The sequence below is a fragment of the Mycobacterium montefiorense genome (assembly GCF_025823255.1).
GTDB classification, from domain to species: domain Bacteria; phylum Actinomycetota; class Actinomycetes; order Mycobacteriales; family Mycobacteriaceae; genus Mycobacterium; species Mycobacterium montefiorense.
Genome location: NZ_JACKVL010000007.1, coordinates 175,334 through 192,359, shown reverse-complemented (window position 1 = coordinate 192,359; position 17,026 = coordinate 175,334). Strand labels below are relative to the sequence as shown.

14 protein-coding genes are annotated in these 17,026 nt (G+C 65.3%); 1 reads left to right on the top strand and 13 read right to left on the bottom strand.

The features are described 5' to 3' along the window. From H7K34_RS05540 to H7K34_RS05515, 6 genes are all read right to left on the bottom strand, one after another. Entirely contained in the window at nt 1-804 is an 804-nt protein-coding gene (locus H7K34_RS05540) for a crotonase/enoyl-CoA hydratase family protein (RefSeq protein WP_264060797.1), read from the bottom strand. Then, nucleotides 801-1,949 (bottom strand): thiolase family protein, encoded by a 1,149-nt coding sequence (locus H7K34_RS05535; RefSeq protein ID WP_264060796.1) that lies wholly within the window; start codon nt 1,947-1,949, stop codon nt 801-803. The genes H7K34_RS05540 and H7K34_RS05535 overlap by 4 nt, the downstream gene beginning before the upstream one ends. A gap of 256 nt (nt 1,950-2,205) precedes the next feature. Continuing rightward, nucleotides 2,206-3,834: an allophanate hydrolase gene (gene atzF, locus H7K34_RS05530; protein ID WP_264060795.1), complete on the bottom strand. Its 1,629-nt coding sequence runs from the start codon at nt 3,832-3,834 to the stop codon at nt 2,206-2,208. 18 nt (nt 3,835-3,852) lie between these two features. Further along, nucleotides 3,853-5,826, bottom strand: coding sequence for a 5-oxoprolinase/urea amidolyase family protein (locus H7K34_RS05525; RefSeq protein WP_372510700.1), 1,974 nt, complete (start codon nt 5,824-5,826; stop codon nt 3,853-3,855). A gap of 26 nt (nt 5,827-5,852) precedes the next feature. Further along, on the bottom strand, nt 5,853-6,476 hold the full coding sequence (locus H7K34_RS05520) for an urea amidolyase associated protein UAAP2 (RefSeq protein ID WP_264060793.1): 624 nt from the start codon (nt 6,474-6,476) through the stop codon (nt 5,853-5,855). After that, nucleotides 6,473-7,240 (bottom strand): urea carboxylase-associated family protein, encoded by a 768-nt coding sequence (locus tag H7K34_RS05515; RefSeq protein WP_264060792.1) that lies wholly within the window; start codon nt 7,238-7,240, stop codon nt 6,473-6,475. The genes H7K34_RS05520 and H7K34_RS05515 overlap by 4 nt, the downstream gene beginning before the upstream one ends. Before the next feature lie 134 nt (nt 7,241-7,374). On the opposite strand from H7K34_RS05515, the gene H7K34_RS05510 reads away from it, so the two are divergent. Continuing rightward, nucleotides 7,375-8,040: a TetR/AcrR family transcriptional regulator gene (locus tag H7K34_RS05510; protein ID WP_264060791.1), complete on the top strand. Its 666-nt coding sequence runs from the start codon at nt 7,375-7,377 to the stop codon at nt 8,038-8,040. An 84-nt stretch (nt 8,041-8,124) separates the two neighbouring features. Here H7K34_RS05510 and H7K34_RS05505 read toward each other — a convergent pair whose 3' ends face one another. The 7 genes from H7K34_RS05505 to H7K34_RS05475 form a co-directional block, all read right to left on the bottom strand. Then, a complete protein-coding gene (locus H7K34_RS05505; protein ID WP_264060790.1) occupies nt 8,125-9,609 on the bottom strand; it encodes an aldehyde dehydrogenase family protein in 1,485 nt (494 codons plus the stop codon). A gap of 155 nt (nt 9,610-9,764) precedes the next feature. After that, nucleotides 9,765-10,985: a cytochrome P450 gene (locus tag H7K34_RS05500; protein ID WP_264060789.1), complete on the bottom strand. Its 1,221-nt coding sequence runs from the start codon at nt 10,983-10,985 to the stop codon at nt 9,765-9,767. Continuing rightward, nucleotides 10,985-11,977, bottom strand: a complete 993-nt coding sequence (locus tag H7K34_RS05495) for an SDR family oxidoreductase (RefSeq protein ID WP_264060787.1) — start codon at nt 11,975-11,977, stop codon at nt 10,985-10,987. The genes H7K34_RS05500 and H7K34_RS05495 overlap by 1 nt, the downstream gene beginning before the upstream one ends. Next, entirely contained in the window at nt 11,970-13,103 is a 1,134-nt protein-coding gene (locus H7K34_RS05490) for a spirocyclase AveC family protein (RefSeq protein WP_264060786.1), read from the bottom strand. The genes H7K34_RS05495 and H7K34_RS05490 overlap by 8 nt, the downstream gene beginning before the upstream one ends. Further along, entirely contained in the window at nt 13,103-14,221 is a 1,119-nt protein-coding gene (locus H7K34_RS05485; RefSeq protein ID WP_264060785.1) for an ABC transporter substrate-binding protein, read from the bottom strand. Before H7K34_RS05485 ends, H7K34_RS05490 begins: the two co-directional genes overlap by 1 nt. A 94-nt stretch (nt 14,222-14,315) precedes the next feature. After that, nucleotides 14,316-15,167, bottom strand: a complete 852-nt coding sequence (locus tag H7K34_RS05480; protein ID WP_264060784.1) for a CbbQ/NirQ/NorQ/GpvN family protein — start codon at nt 15,165-15,167, stop codon at nt 14,316-14,318. 136 nt (nt 15,168-15,303) lie between these two features. Beyond that, complete coding sequence (locus H7K34_RS05475) at nt 15,304-16,992, bottom strand: nitric oxide reductase activation protein NorD (protein ID WP_264060783.1); 1,689 nt, start codon at nt 16,990-16,992, stop codon at nt 15,304-15,306. Nucleotides 16,993-17,026 lie beyond the last annotated feature (34 nt).

The following is a 17,026-nucleotide window of genomic DNA, read 5'->3' as shown; positions in this document are numbered from 1 at the left end:
CTAACGCGCCTTCCAGACCGGCTCCCGCTTCTCGGCGAACGCCAATGGCCCTTCCTTGGCGTCCTCGGATCTGATCAGGGTGCGCATCTCGTGCACGGTGCGCTCCCAGCCCACCTCGTCGCCGGTGATCAAGCCGTCGTCGACGCCAGTAGCGATGCGCTTGCTGGCCTGCACCGACAGCGGCGCGTTCACGGTGACGCGGGCCGCCATCGCCAGCGCGGCGTCCAGCACGGAGCCTTCCTTGACGACCTGGTTGACCAGGCCCCATTCCCAGGCGTCGGACGCCGTCATCGGTTCACCGGTCAACAGCAGTTCCATCGCCACCTTGCGGGGCAGCTGATCGACGATGCGAAAGACACCGCCGGCAGCGGCGATCAATCCGCGTTTGACCTCGGGCAGACCGAATTTGGCCAGCTCGTGGGCGACGATCAGGTCGCTGGCCAGCGCCAGCTCGGTGCCGCCACCCAGCGCGGTGCCGTTGACCGCGGCGATGGTGGGCTTGTCGATGAAGTGGCGCACGTAACCGGCAAAGCCCCAGTCGGCGTGGTCGGGGTGATACAAGTTCTCCCGGCGAGCGATCGCCTTGAGATCGGCTCCGGCGCAAAACGATTTGTCGCCGGAGCCGGTGATCACCACTGCCCGCACGTCCGCGTCGTGCTGCGCTTCTTCCAGCGCATCCCCGACGCCGATGCTGACGGCTGCGTTGATCGCGTTGCGCGCTTCGGGCCGGTTGATGGTTATCACCATCACGTTGCCCCGGCGCTCGACCAGCACCGCCGGTGCGGCGCCGTCAGCGTCCGTCACAGCAGCTCCACAATGGTGGCGTTGGCCTGGCCACCACCCTCACACATCGTCTGCAGGCCGTAGCGAATTCCCTTGTCCCGCATGTGGTACAGCAGCGTGGTCATGATCCGCGCCCCGGAGCCGCCGAGTGGGTGGCCGAGTGCGATCGCGCCGCCGTTGGGGTTGAGCTTCGTCTCGTCGGCGCCGATGTCTTTCAGCCAGGCGAGCGGAACCGGCGCGAACGCCTCGTTGACCTCGTACGCACCGATGTCGTCGATGCTCAGCCCGGACCGCTGCAGCACTTTCTGGGTGGCCGGGATGGGCGCGGTCAGCATGATGACCGGGTCGGCTCCGGCCAGGGTTGCGGTGTGCACCTTGGCAATTGGCTTGAGCCCCAGGTCCTTGGCCTTCTCCGCGGACATGAACAGCAGCGCGGCCGCGCCGTCGGAGATCTGCGAGGAGTTGCCAGCGTGGATCACGCCGTCCTCCTTGAACGCCGGCTTCAACGAGGCCATCTTCTCCATCGGCGTGCCGCGGCGGATGCCTTCGTCCTTGAGCACGACGTTGCCGTCGGAATCCTTGATGCCCACGATCTGGTCGTCAAAAGCGCCGGAATCCTGTGCAGTAGCGGCCTTTTCGTGGGAATCGAGGGAGAACTGGTCGAGCGCCGTACGGTCGAGTCCCCACTGCTCGGCGATCATCTCGGCGCCCAGGCCCTGGTTGGGAATCTTGCCGTCGTAGCGGGAGATGAATTCCTCGGGGTAGGGCCGGCCGCCGTTGGCCAGTGAGGCCCCCATCGGGGTGCGCGACATCGACTCCACGCCGCCGGCGACGACCACGTCGTAGTGGCCGGCCACCACGCCGGCCGCGGCGAAGTGGATGGACTGCTGGCTGGATCCGCACTGGCGATCGACGGTCACGCCCGGGACGGTCTCCGGCCACCCCGCGGTCAGCAGCGCGGTGCGGCCGATGTCGAGGGCTTGCTCGCCGGCCTGCATCACGCAGCCCCAGATAACGTCGTCAACGATTACGGGATCGATACCGGCCCTGGTAACCAGTCCGTTGAGCACCTGCGCGGACAGCTCGGCGGGGTGCACCCCGGATAGTCCGCCGTTGCGCTTGCCGATTGGCGAGCGCACGGCTTCGACGATGACAGCTTCAGGCATGGTGATGTCTCCTTTGACTCCGGTCTTGCCTCGATTGTCAACCAAGGGGTTGGGCGGCCTAGTGCCGGGGTGGTATCGGAGATGTGCGCGGACCGGGCGTCACAGTGGTCACACCGATCCCGCACGGTGGGGCTTGCTAATTCGTTGACGCACTGCCGGCGATGAGTGTGTGCGCGTTGGGTGCCGACACGCCGACGGAGTCGGCGCTAAGCGCACACGCGACGCCCTGGTCGCACGGGCGTCGACAGCGGCCGGTCTAACCGACCGCGCCTGCCTCGATCGCCGCGGCCCAGCCGCCGTAGCCACTGATGTCGGTGCCGGCAGCGGCGACCGCTGCGTCGCAGCCGAACGCGGTGCACCAGGTGCCGTCGGCCAGTTCGACCTTGCCGAGCTGCATCGGCGCCGGCAGCGCAGCCAGGAACGTACCGAGCGCGGCCGGCGAAAGCAGCCAACGGTGCCCCGTCAGCGCCGTGCCGACTGTTCCGTCGGGTGTTCGGGTCACCGCCGGCTTGGGCAGGTCGCCATCCAGCACTGCCATCCGGTAGCGCGGCGCGGTAGTCGCCGCACCGGCGAAACTGGCACCGAGGTCAGTGAGCTGGTGCGCCAGCGGGCCGGCACGCAAATGTGCACCGAAGACCACCAGCTCGACGTTGCGGGCAACGGCCAACGGCCAGCTAGCTTCTGACAACGCGTCGCCAGTCAAACTTGCCGCGATGTCCAGCGCCACGGCATCGTCGAAGGCCCGCCCCAGCACCGTCACGCCGAACTGCGCTTCGCCCGCCGTACCCGCGGGTACGGCGACCGCACACATGTCGAAGAGATTGCAGAAGTTGGTGTAGGTCCCCATTCGTGCATTGACCCCGATCGGGTCTGCCGCAACTTCGGCTATCGACGGATGCATCGGGGCGGTCGGCACCAACAGCGCGTCGGCCCCGTCTAACGATGCCATGGCGCGGCGGTACAGCCGCTGGACTTCCCGACGGTCTTGAAGCAGCCGATGAGCAGGGATGTCGCGGGCGCCGCCAATAATCCGCTGGACCGCCGAATCAAGCGATGCGTCGGGATGATGGTCGATGAATTCCCCTACGGCATCATATCTTTCGCTGACAAGTGCGCCATCGTAAAGAAGCCGGGCCGCCGCCAAGAACGGTGTCATGTCGATGGCACGGATGCGTGCGCCCGCGTCTGCCAGTGCGGCGGCAGCGTTCTCGAACGCCGCACGCCAGTGCTCGTCCAGCTCGGGGAGCTCATTGGGCACGGCGACAACCGGGTTCGGCGGCGCCGCCAGCCGGGTATCCGCCGGCCAACTTCGTCCCGGCGCACCCGCTGCCATCACCGCCATGGCACGATTGGCCAAAGCCATCTCGCGCGCGAATACCGTTAGACAGTCGTATGATTCGCATGCCGGCACGACGCCGTCGGTGCTGATGACACCAACCGTCGGTTTGATTGCCACCAGGCCCTGCAATGCTGCGGGCACCCGGCCAGAACCAGCCGTATCGGTGCCGACCCCGATATCTGCCTCCTGGCAGGCGACCGCGACGGCGGAGCCCGAACTGGAGCCACCGCTGACATGGCTTGGCCGTCGACTATCGGGCACAACGCCATACGGCGAACGCGTCCCCACCAGCCCGGTAGCGAACTGGTCGAGATTGGTCTTGCCGATCACCACCCCGCCGGCCGCCCTCAGCGCCGCCACCGCCGGTGCATCACGGTCAGGCTGATATGCGAACTCGGGACAGGCGGCGGTGGTGGGCAAGCCTTGCACATCGATATTGTCCTTGACCGCCAACCGCATCCCTGCCAGTGTTCCTCGGCTCGAACGGCTTTGGGCCAGCTCCGTGACAAGCTCGGCGTCCGGACGTCGGCAGATCCACACGCTCATGGTTTCGATCGATTCCCTTCAGGAGGCCCGGTTGAATTCCCCGGCGAGGTGCCAAGCTTCGCGTTCGGCGTTGAACGCCATAGCTTGCCGCCGGCGGAACTCGGCGATGCTGTCGTCGTTGTCTTTGAGAAAATGGCGATAGTCAGCCAGCGAGAACTCACCGCTGGTGATGTCGACCTGGCCGCGTCCGGCAGACATGTCCGCGCGCAGTTCCAAGAGTTCCTCGGCGCCCACCGGAAAGAAGCTGATTTGGTCGAAATACCTCAGTAGCCAAGGTGTTCCGGGCTCGAACGAGGCGGCTTCGTCGGGATGACGATGGTTCCACACCTGGGTGGTGCGTCCCACGAGCTGGTAACCGCCGGGCCCCTCCATCCCATAAACGCAGAGGTATGCGCCACCGATGCCAACGGCGTTCTGCGGTGTCCAGGTGCGCGCAGGGTTGTACTTCGTTGTCACCAGCCGATGCCGAGGATCCAACGGCGTGGCCACCGGTGCGCCCAGGTAAACATCCCCCAGCCCCAGAACCAGGTAGTTGGCGTCGAAGACGATGTCGTGCACCTGCGAGTGGTCATCCAGACCGTTGATGCGCCTGGTGAATTCGATGTTCCACGGACACCACGGCGCGTCGGCACGCACACCGTGCATGTATCGCTGGATCGCCTCGTGGGTGGCCGGATCGTCCCACGACAGGGGTAGCCGAACCGACCGACTCGATACTACGAGCTCGTGCCATGGCGGGAGAGATTCGTCCACTTCGGCCACCAGTTCAGTCACTTCGGCACAGGACAGCTGATCGGGAGCGAATTGGATCTGTAGTGACCGCACCCCGGGGGTCAGTTCCAGCACACCGGTGACGTTGCGCGCCCGGATCTGTTCATAGAGCACTTGAACCCGTGCCCGCATCGCCAAATCCAGTGCCATCAGGCCGTATTCGACGAGTACCCCGCCGTCGCCGGCGCGCCGCAATGTAACAGCGGTACCGTCGCCGGCCGTGTAGCGCTGAAGCACACCGTCGTCGCGGTCACCGGATGTCGAGATGACCAGCGGCAGTGACGCCCGTCTGCACGTAGCAAGCGACCGCAATGACGGTGCCCGATCGGCTCGCACCGGCACGAACCGCACGGCGTCCCCAGGCGCCATCTGGCCGAGCTTCCACCGGTCGCCGTTCACCACCGTCACCGGGCACACGAACCCACCGAGGCTGGGTCCGTCGGGCCCCAGCAGGATCGGTGTATCGCCGGTGAAATCCAATGCTCCAATGCAGTACGCGGTGTCGTGGATGTTCGACGGGTGCAGGCCCGCCTCGCCCCCGTCGAGACGAGCCCACTGTGGTTTCGGGCCGACCAAGCGAACGCCGGTTCGGTCGGAGTTGAAGTGCACGGTGTAATCGGTGCTGATCAGTTCGTGGATGTCGGAGCGGGTGAAGAACTCGGGCGCCGCGTGCGGGCCCTCGGTCACCGCCAGCTCCCATCGGTTGCCGATACTGGGCTGGGTCTCATTGGGAGCGCGCGTGGCGTTGTGGCGTTCGCCGTTCGTCACCTCTGGCCCGCCGGCGGCGCTCAGTTCGTCCCCGTCCCGCAGCGAGCGCCCTTGGTGACCACCAAAGGCACCCAGCGTGAATGTCGCGGCGCTGCCCAGATACTCCGATGCACAAATGCCGCCTGCAACAAGGACATAGCACCGCATACCGGGCCCAGTGACCATGCCGATATCCAGCACACCCCCCGCGGGCACGCACACCGACCGCCATTGCGGAGCCGGATTCCCGTCGATGGTGACCGGCGCCGCGGCCCCCGTCACACACACCCACGTCGCTGTTGAAAAGCGCAGCGATGGACCGGCTTTGGTACATTCCAGGCCCGCCGCCCCCTCGGGGTTTCCGATTACCCGGTTTCCGATCCGGAACGACAGGTCGTCCATCGGACCGGAGGGCGGCACACCGACATGCCAAAACCCGGTACGTCCGGGCCAGTCCTGCACGGTGGTCAGCATGCCGGACCGCAGCACCTCGATGTGTGTCACGGACGCGAAATCACCATTCGTACGGGTGTCGGGTTGAAGCCGTTGCACGGATTGTTGATCTGCGGACAGTTCGACACCAACACCAGCGTGTCGATCACCGCACGGACGGTGAGGCTCTTGCCAGGCGCTGACAAGCCGTCGACGATACCCAGCGTGCCGTCTGCTTCGACTGGAACGTTCATGAACCAGTTGATGTTTGGGACGATGTCGCGCTTGCCCAGGCCCCATTTAGCGCCTTCGATCAGGAAGTTCTCGGCACAGGCGTGTTGGTGCACGGTGTGATGGCCGTAGCGCAATGTGTTCGATTCTTGCGAACAGGCTCCCGCAAGTGTGTCGTGATTGCCGACATCATCGGCGACGACCTCCATCAACGCGGTGCCGTCCGCGGTGCGCAGCACCGAGCCAGTGGTCAAGTAGATGTTGCGTTGCGCCGCCACCGTGGCTTGAGCGCTGTAACGCTGGGTGTGGTCATCGGCGGCGTACAGCAGGCAATCCACCGCCTGATTTCCTTCCAGGTCAACGATTTCCAGCTGTTGGCCGGCATGGACGATCGCCGACCAGGGCGCGCAGGGCGCCACGATCTCGTCAACGACGATCTTCGACTGCACAGTGGTTGTCATCGGGCGACCTCCGATCCGGTGGCCGCCAACCAGGCCGCGTCGCTATTGAACAATGCACGCAGGTATTCGGGATCGTCATTGACCGGCGCTGTCAGCTCCTCGCCCGCTTTCCAACCCAGGACATCCAGCGCGGTAACCGACGGATCTGGGTCTAGTGGGTGAGCGGCGTTGACGAGTATCAGCACCACCGGCAGGTGAATCAAGAGATCGATTGCCGCCCCAGGGCCGGTGGAACCCGTGAATTCGAGTGCGCCGCAACCAGGATCGACGTGAACGCCCTGGAAGAACGATGCCGACGCCGCCACGTCCCGTATGTCGAGGCCGTGCTTGATGGCGCCTAACTGCAACAGCTGACGTCCGGCCTGCGTGGGCCCGCACAGCATGTCGTGGCGGCCCGAGGAGTCGGCAACCACAGTTGCCAGCAGCCGGCCCTGATCGGATAGCAGCGGATGGCCCGCGCGTAGGTAGGCATGCCACGGCACCTTCATGGTGTCGGCGACATTCAACCGCTCCCAGGGCGCCTCGGCGCGATACAGCAGCACATGTGCGCACGCGCCACCGTCGGGGTCGGCCAGCCGGACGCGGCTGCCCCTGGCGAGGACCTTGGTGGCGTAACCGTTCACCGGAATCGACTCGGCCCAAAACAGCCGCGAGCACTCGATGTCCGGCGGGGTCGTCGGTATTCGCATCGTCGCTTGCTGCGCCTGGGCACGCGCGTGCAATCTGGCACCGCCGGTCGAATCGGTGCTCGCGGGTGTGCTCATCGCGGTCTCCTTATCTGGCGGCGCGGCTGTCCACTTGCAATTCGATTGCATGAGCGCGATCCCTGATTTTCTATCACATGATAGAAATATCTGCATCCGGCTGCCAAATTTTCACCGGGTTGGGAGAATGTGGCATGCGCAATGACAGGCGTGGGCGTCCCAGACTGGTGGTATCGCATCGGCCGGAACTGACCGCCAGGGACGAAATTCTTGACGCGGCCGCCGAATTGTTCACGACAGTCGGGTATGCCTCCACCTCGACGCGACGCATCGCGGAAGCCGTCGGCATCAGGCAGGCGTCGCTCTATCACTACTTCACCACCAAGGACGACATCATTGACGCGTTGCTCACCGGTACCGTGGACGAGTCGCTGCGGCTGGCGAGGGAACTACTTGGCGAGGCCGGACCGGGCGCACCGCGGCTGCACGCCCTGGTGGTCGGTGATACTTCTCAATTGTGCGGCAGCCGATGGAATCTCGGTGCCCTCTATCTACTTCCGGAGCTGCGCGCCGGCCGTTTCGGCACATTCCGTCGGCGCCGCAGCGCGCTGCGGGCCCGCTACCGCGAGCTCTCGGGCGCCGTCGTCGCCGAGAGCAACGGGCCGCCAGAAACTGATGACCTGCCGTTTCGTTTGGTTGAGTCAGTCATCAACCAACGCTTGGACGACGGTGTCTGCCCGCCCGATCACCCTTGGGTCATCGCCGAGAGCGCACTGCGATTGCTGGGCCACACCGGTGATTTCGCACAGCTGCGCAGGCTGACCGCCGAACGACTGCAGTCATCATTGCCGCTGAACTAGGAGCCGGGTGCGCGAACTCGGCAGCAGCTGCATGACGGCCCGGCAGGCTAGACCGTAAAGTGCTGGGTCACAGCACTTTACGGTCTAGCCGACGGGATAACCGACCGTCTTGATCTCGGTGTACTGGTCGAACCCGGCCACGCCGTTCTGGCGGCCCACCCCGCTGTCCTTGTATCCGCCGAATGGTGCGTCGGCGCCATACGGAGCGCCGCCGTTGACGCCCATGAAGCCGGCCTTGATCCTGCGGGCCACCGCCAGCGAATGCTCCAGCGATCCCGACATCACGTTGCCGGCCAAGCCGTAGACGCTGTCGTTGGCGATTCGGATCGCGTCCTCTTCGTCGTCGAACGGGATGACCGACAACACCGGGCCGAAGATCTCCTCTTGGGCGATGGTCATCTTGTTGTCGACGTTGGTGAAAAGCGTTGGCCTGACGAAGTATCCCTTGTCGAAACCGGTGGGCGCATCGGGGCCGCCGACGAGTGCCGTGGCGCCCTCCTCGACACCCTTGCGGATGTAGCCCATCACGCGATCGCGCTGCTTCTCCGAGATCACCGGGCCGCACAGCGTTCCCGCGTCCTGCGGGTCACCGCATGTGACGTTCTCATAGATGCCCTTGAGGATCGCCACACCCTCCTCGTAACGAGACCGGGGCAACAGCATCCGGGTGGGGTTCGCGCAACCCTGCCCGGCGTGCATGCACGGGGCGATGCCGATCGCGCAGGCCAACCCGAAGTCGGCGTCCTCCAAAACGATGGTGGCCGACTTGCCGCCGAGTTCGAGGAACAGCCGCTTCATGGTGGCCGCGCCCTTTTCCATAATCCGCTTGCCGACCACCGTAGACCCGGTGAACGAAATCAGGTCGACCTTGGGTGACAGCGTAAGCTCTTCGCCCACAAAGTGATCCGACGCGGTGACGACGTTGACCACGCCGGCGGGGATATCGGTTTTCTCGGCGATCAGCCGGCCCAGCCGGGTCGCGTTGAACGGGGTGTTGGGCGCCGGCTTGAGCACGACGGTGTTGCCCGTTCCCAGTGCCTGGCCGAGCTTGTTGAGAGTGACCTCGAACGGGAAGTTCCACGGCACGATGGCGCCGACCACGCCCACCGGCTCCCGCCAAACCTTGATGGAGGTGTTCGCACCGGTGAGGCTGATGACTCGATCGCCGAGATCGGTTTCCCAGGCGTACTCGTCGATCAACCTGGCCGGGTACTTCAGTCCGTCGGCCAGCGGGGCATCCAACTGAGGCCCGAACGTGATGGCCCGGGGCGAACCAACTTCGAGGATGAGCTCCTCGCGCAGCTCTTCCTTCTCCTCCTCGATCGCGTCGTGCAGCTGCAACAGGGAGCGCTTACGCAACTCGCGATTGGTCGACCAGTCGCTCTCGTCGAAGGCCCGCCGGGCGGCGTCGATGGCCCGGAGCATGTCTTCCTTCGAGGCGTCGGCGACCTCACCGAGGGGCTCCTCGGTCGCCGGGTTGATGTTGGTGAAGGTGCCGGCCTGGCCATCGACGAGCTTCCCGTCGATCATCATCTTCGGCTCGAACCGGACCTTTACAGTGTCAGCCATATTTGTTCAGCTCTCTTCAAACTCGTTCTCGTGTGACTCGTCCCAACGGAGAGCCTTACTGGAAACTAGCCGATTGGCAACATGCAACGCGCAGGCAGCCACGAAAATGGGCGTGACGTGCGATTACCGCACGTGCGATTGGCGCCATGGCCGCCCTACTTCTGGGCATCGAACAGCACCGGTACCGACGTCGGCGACCGGAATACCTGTCCACGGATGTGTGGGTCGTTCCCGTCGGGATCCAGCCGGAGATTCGGCAGCCGGTCCAACAAAAGGTTGATCGCGGTCCGCATCTCGAGCCGCGCCAGGTGCATGCCGAGGCAGACGTGCACGCCGTGCCCCCAGCCCAGATTTGCCCGAGCCTCGCGGTGAATGTCGAACGTGTTCGGGTCGGGATATCGCTCTTCTTGCCGATTTGCCGAACCGAGCATCGGCATCACCGTCGCCCCGGCCGGGATGGCCACGCCACCGAGTTCGGTGTCGCGCGTCGCCACCCGGGTAATGGTCAACAGCGGTGATTCCCAGCGCACCCCCTCCTCGATAGCCTGCGGCAGCAGTGACCGGTCGGCACGGATGGCCGCCAACTGCGCGGGATCTGACAGCAGCGCCAGCAGCAGGCTGCCCAGCGACCGATAGGTCGTCTCGACGCCGGCGGGCAGCAGCAACCGTAGGAACGAGAAAATCTCTTCATCCGCGAGCTTTTGCCCGTCGATCTCGGCCGCCGCGAGCGCGCTGATCAAGTCATCCTTCGGCTCGGCCCTGCGGGCCTGCAGGATCGGCGCGAAGTATTCGCACAGGGCAGCCGAGGCCGCCAGGCCGCGTTCGGGGTTCATCAGCCAACTCAGCAGCGAAATCGACCATCTCTGGAACTGCGGGAAGTCCTGTTCCGGCAAGCCAAGCAGCCCGGCGATGATCTGGCTCGGGTAGTCAAAGGTGAACTCCTTCACCAGATCTGCCTTGCCATTGGGTGCGAACTTGTCGATCAGGCCATTCGCTACCCGCCCGACCAACTCGTCCTGCCAGCGTGCCAAAGACTTCTGCGTGAACGCCTTGGAGACCAAGGAACGCAGCCGCCCGTGGATGGGCTCGTCCATACCGAGCATCACGCCTTCACCGAGTACGGGACCGAACGCGGCAATCACCGCCGACGACGAGAAAGTCTCGTTGTCGCGCAGCATCTGCTGGATGTCCTCGTGCCGATACACGATGAACATCGGCAGCGATTCCTCGTGCGGAAGCGCGCCGGACGTCTCAAGTCGCTGCACGGGTTCCTCGTTGCGTATCCGCGCCAATTCGGTGTACGGGTCACGCACGTCACCGGATATCGCGTCGTCGAAGGAGCCGAAATCCTCCAGGTCGTCGAATAGCTGTTCCATTATTTTCCCTCACTCCCCTGTTGGCGCTTCGCCGCCAGCGCCGCCAAGCGCTGCAGCACCGGCTGCGGAAGAACGCGTGCGGCAAGCGCCATCACCTTCTGGGTGAGAGTCAACGGCCATGCCCCACCCCGCATCGAACCCTGTTTGGGTATGCCCAAGACGATCCGCGACATGTGGTGCATTCCTGAAGACGGCAGAATCCGGTTGAATGTCAGCAACATTGACGCATCCGGCCCGACACCGCGGCGGCGGAACGGCGCCTCGTCAGCCAGCGCCCTGACCAGTCCGTCGGTGAAGCGTTCGGGGGGCCGAGCCATCTTCATCGCGAACCGTCCGCGGCTGTTCATGGTGTTGTGCAGTCGGGCGTAAGGGCCCTCGAAATTGCGATCATCGACGGTGCCCGCGTCGGTGATGATTTCGGTGTCGTAGGTGCCGGACACCAAGACGGTGACACCCAGACCGAAGGGCGCGATCTCGCATGCCATCGACTCGCCCCAGCGCTCCAACGCGCCCTTGGCCGCCGAATAGGGCGCGGTGGCCGGCTGGCCGCGCACCCCGGCCGTGCTGGCGACCAGCACAATGCGGCCCTGACCCGCCGCGCGCATGGACGGCAACAGGGCCTTGGTGAGTTCGACCGGTCCCAGCACGCTGGTGGCGAACATGCGCTGCCACAGCGCCATATCCGTCTCCTCCACCATTCCGGCCGCGGAGATCCCGGCGTTGTGCACCAGCGCGTACGGTGCGCCGATGGCTTCCTCGAGTGCCTTGGCGGCCAGGGAAATCGACACGGAGTCGGTGAGATCGAGCTGCACACCGATCAGCCGGTCGTCATCGTCGGTGGCTCCAGTCGCCTGCCGCAGCAGCCGAAGTCCAAGGTCGGGTGTACGCATCGCCGCGACCACCCGCCACCCCTCGCGATAGAGGCGCACGGCCGAGGCGAATCCCAGCCCGCGAGACGCGCCGGTGATCACAACCGCGTGTGGTTCAGCCATTCTTGCTCGCGGTCGCGCAGGCGCCCTGGCCCGGCGGCGGGTCTAGGTGAGGCCGGCCGTTCGGCTCGCCGCTCGCCCAGGTCGACCAGATGCCGACCGAGTAGGGGCCCTGAGCGCCCGCCTTCTCGTAAAATCCTTGCGGGTCATAAACTTTAGCTTCTGGATACGGCCACGGGCAGGCGACCGATGTCGCCGCATGGCTAACCTTGATGGCCCAGAACCAGGCGCCGTAAGCGAAGTACGACACGTTCATGATGGCGAACATCACCAGGAAAGTGCCGAGCACCGGACGTCTGGGCAGGATCTTGGCCTTCGCAGTCAGCTTCTCGGCCACCGACTTTCCGGTGTCATCGCGATAGCAGAGGATCGCGGCGGGCACCATCACAAAGGTGACCGAGAACGACTCCCAGATCAGCGGGAACTGGAACGTGGTGCCGGTGAAGACCGAGCCCCAGGGAATCACCTGGGAGTAGATGTACATGCCGGCGTGCACGAGCTGGATCTCCAGCCATGCGTCGAAGACGAAGCCGATCACACAGGCCAGCAGGCCCAGGCTCCACAACGGATGTCGCGACACGAACGATTGCGGCCCGTATTTAGCCTGCAGTTTGCGCAGGATCCAGATCGCCGGGAAGTACGGACCGAAATAGAAAGTGACGTAGCCGAATACGACGAACGGCTCGACGGTCGGCGACAGCGATACCAACGGCCAGGACTCCGGCCAGTGAATGAGGTCGGGGTTGTACACCGCGAACGGCGACCAGTTCATGATCGGGTCCTGCCACACGATCAACGTGGTGCACAGGAACATCAGCATGACCGGGCTGCCCGGGTTGCGGCGCCAGCCCCGGATGAACACCACCAGCAGCACCAGCAGCATGATGCACGTTGAGATATGCAGGAAGGTGATGTAGTCCAGGCCGAAGATGAACTTCACCGGCCGCGGCCGGCCCTGCACATTTGGATTGGCGACGCGCGGGTCAAGAGCGACACGACAATTCGCGATGAAGAAGAGCGCGAACGCCGCCAGCGCGGCGCCGGCGATCCAGCCGCCCCAACTCCGCTTTGCGCCCGGCTGCGTGGGTTTGTCGTTTGTCGTCAGTGGTGTGGACTGTTCTGTGGACATCAGTCTTCCTCTCCGAAGCGATCCACCAGGTGTGAGTTGATTCCGTCGGCATCGAGAGTCCGGGCCACCAGGTAGCCGGCGCCCATCCAGGCGCGACGGGTCCATTTGCCGAACGACACACGAGTTCCGGGCGCGCCCGAGGCGGCGGGCATCATCTTGACCCGCTCCAGCGCCTCCTTGACGCCGCGCGGACTCAACGGGTGAGCGTCGGTGAAGGCCCGCACGAGGGTGGCGGCGACGTCGTGGTTGACGACGGTCACGCAGAACTCTGGGCGACTGCCGTTGTACTTCTTGGCGTAGCTGTCGAGGAAGTCCTGGCCGATCTGGTTCGCCTCGTCGTACTGGTCGACACCGGTCCAGCCCAGAAACGCGTTCCACATGATTGGGTTAACCCATGCGTTCTGCCATGCGGTGGTGGTGAAACGGGGCGGGTCCCAACCAAGGGCCTCCAGGGCCGGGTTGATGAAGACGATTCCGAATCCGAAGCCCAGGTGCACGATCGCCTCGGCCTTTGCCTCATGGAGCGTCTGGACCGCGGCGTTGATGTCCTGAGCCGTCTGCGCGATCGCGACTTCGGCGACGATGCGAATGCCCCTGCGCCGACAGGCACTTCGCAGGTTCTTCAGGTAGCTCTCGCCAATGAGGCTCTGCTCGACCAGCACTCCGATCTCGGCGAGTCCGCGTTTGGCGATGAGGTCCGCCAGGAAGATCGGCTCATCGGTCATCGATCCCTGCGGGAAGGCGAAGGTCCACTCGCCTAGCCAGTCGTCGGTGCCGGTCACGGCGATGGCCGGCACCTTGAATCGTTCCTCGATCGCTTCCCGCACCGGCACGCAGTTATCGGTGATGTGCGGCCCGAAGACCACCAGGCAGCCCTCGTCGACCAGCTCGCCATACGCATCGATCACCGCCTTCACCGAACCCTTGGGCAGACCCTCCACCTCGCGATAGATCATTTGCACGGGACGGTCCATCAGGCCCTGGGCCATCGCCTCCTCGAATATGAGGTCGAAAGTCTGGGTGAAGGAGGCGAAGAGATCCTCGGGAAAGCCCGGCGGCAGGGTGAAGTCCATCAAGTAGCCGACCTTGATCGGCTCAGCGCTGCTTTCGTAGGACATCTGACCTCCCGGGTGACCCGCTCACTCGCAACGATCCATCGCTGACCTAATATTTGTTCAGACCGTAGCGGCGTCGCCGTGCAGCGTCAAACATCTAGGCGCCTTCGCCCAGGTAGACCTCGACCATCTCGCCCAGCGCCCGGCCGACCGCCATATCGTCGGTGAGCGGCCCGGCGATCGCGGCTTTCGCCGCCTCTTGCTTGGTCAGGCCCTCGGCGACCAGCCGGCCCGCCGCGATCAAAACGCGGGTCGACGCGACCTCGCGCAGGCCACCGGTTTCCAAGCGGCGGATGGCTTGACCGAAACGCACCAGCTCGGCCGCGGTCGCGGCATCCACACCCGCTTCGTGCGTGACGATTCCCTCTTCGACATCGGCTGCGGGAAAACCGAATTCGATGGCGACCATGCGCTGCCGCGTTGAATCCTTGAGGTCCTTGAGCACGCTCTGGTAGCCGGGGTTGTAGGACACCACCAGACCGAATCCGGGCGCCGCGTCCAGCGTGATGCCCAACCGCTCGATCGGCAGCTGCCGCCGGTGGTCGGCGAGCGGGTGCAGCACCACGGTCGTATCCTGGCGGGCTTCCACGACTTCGTCCAGGTAGCAGATCGCACCCTCGCGGACCGCCCGGGTCAGCGGACCGTCCACCCACACAGTCTCGTCGCCGCGCAGCAGATAACGGCCGACCAGGTCCGCCGTGGTGAGGTCGTCGTGACAGGAAACCGTGATCAACGGCCGGCCAAGTTCGTGGGCCATCGCCTCGACGAAGCGGGTCTTGCCGCAACCGGTCGGCCCTTTCAACACGAGCGCCAGACCCTGGCGGTAAGCGGCCTTGAAGATGGCCTCTTCGCCGCCGACCGCCTGGTAGTAGGGCCGTACCCGCGCGGTGCCGGGTTCCGGGTCAGGATTCGCACCGTTGCGGCACACGATCCCGGACTCGTTGGTCATAACGTTCCTTCTGCCGATGCATTGCAGCCTAACCGGAACAGATGTTTGTTTCAAGTGCGATCACGTGGGGCTTTGCAGTCGATGCCCGTACACGAACCGCGTTCGGGGACATGACATCAGCGCAGATTGGCCGTGGTCAGGCGCCCACCCTCCGCCGAACCTCGGCCGAGCGCAGCGCGGAGCGGAACAGCGGCCCGATCACGCCGCCGAGCTGATCCGGGCGCGCGATCGTGGCGTGCGCGGTGCTGCCGAACACCCGCCGAAGCGATGCGACATCCGTGCCCGCACCGATGGTCAGGCAGAGGCAGCCGGTCCCCTGCCGGCGCGCCTCGGTCAGCGCGCGGCGCGCGTCCGCGGCACCGTAGGCCCGCTCGTATCCGTGGTCGTAGGCCAGGCCGTCGGAGAGCACCACCAGCAGCCGCCGTGAGGTACCGCCGCGAGTCTCCAGCACCGACGAGCCGTGCCGGATAGCGGCGCCCAGCCGCGAATAGGCGCCGGGCTCAAGGCTGTTCAGCCGCCGGATGATGCGGGCGTCGAGATGGTCGTCGAACCGCTTGACGGGCACCATGGTTACCGCCGAGCGGCCCTGCGAGTAATAGGCGTAGAGACAGACCCGGTCACCCAGATCGTGCAATGCGACGGTCAGGTTGGCAACAGCAGCGCGCTGCTGTTCGTGCACCGTGCGCCCGACTGTTCCCGGCTCGGCCGCCGACCCCGACACGTCGAGAAGCAACAACACCGACAGGTCGCGCCGGCGCCGCAAGCTGTCGAGGTACACCGACTCGTCGGGCACCGATCCGGCCCGCACCTCGACGCGGGCTTCGACCGCGGCGTCGATGTCGATGTCGTCGCCCTGCGACTGACGGCGGCGGCGGTGCAGCCCCATGCCGAGTCGCGACAGCGGTCGTCGCAATCCAATGGCATCGTCGATCGCTTGAGTTGCCGAGGCTTTGATCTCCGGCTCGACCTCGCGCACCGTGCACCAGGCGGGCCGGTAGCGCTCGCGGGTGACGTCCCATTCCGGATACCGCACGCCGTCCGCCGCGGCTTCGGAGTCGTTGATGTCCTCGCTCGAGGTCGAGGCCAGCGACGACACGGCGTGCAAACCGCGCTTCGCGGAGTTCGTGCGATGCGTCGGGGCATCGGCCCCCGGCGGTCCACCGCCGCTACCGGTCTTACGCGCCGAGGACAACATCTTCTTCAGCCACTTGCCAATGAAGCCGCCGCCCCCGACCGGGCTGGTGAACAGATCCGGGTTGTCGGTGTCGTCGACCTCGCCATCGTCGAGCTCTTCCAGCTCGTGTGCGCCGCGGCCGCGCGGGACATGTTGCGGAGGTTCTTCTTGTTTGGTGGCGCGGGCGCAGGCGGCCATCACCTTGGCCACGCGGATCACGCCGAACGCGGGTGCCGGGTCGTCAAGCGGCGCCCGGCTTCCCGCGATCTCCAGCGACGCGGCGGGTGAGGCGCTGCGACCGGCGACGTCCGTGTTACCCAACCAAACCAAAATGGTTGGCAGTAAAGGCGCATTGGCGACCAGGGCGCGGTGGCCTTCGATCGCCAGATAGCGCTTGGCCAGCCGCGGGTGACGAACCAACGACCCCACCACGTCGGGGGCCAGGCTGCCGGCGGCGATCATCGACGCTTGGACGGCTACCGCCTCGAGTCTGCTGCGCGCGCCCACGGCGGCATCGACATAAATCGTCTGGCCATCCGTCCAGGCCGGTTCTCCAGGCGCTAACTCGGACACCGCGACGGCCCGCCCTGCCAGCGCGGACGCGAGCATGCCCATCGCCTGCAATCGCTCGGCACGTGCGTCGTCCCCCACGCAACCTCCGACTTGTTGACCAAATATCTGTTCC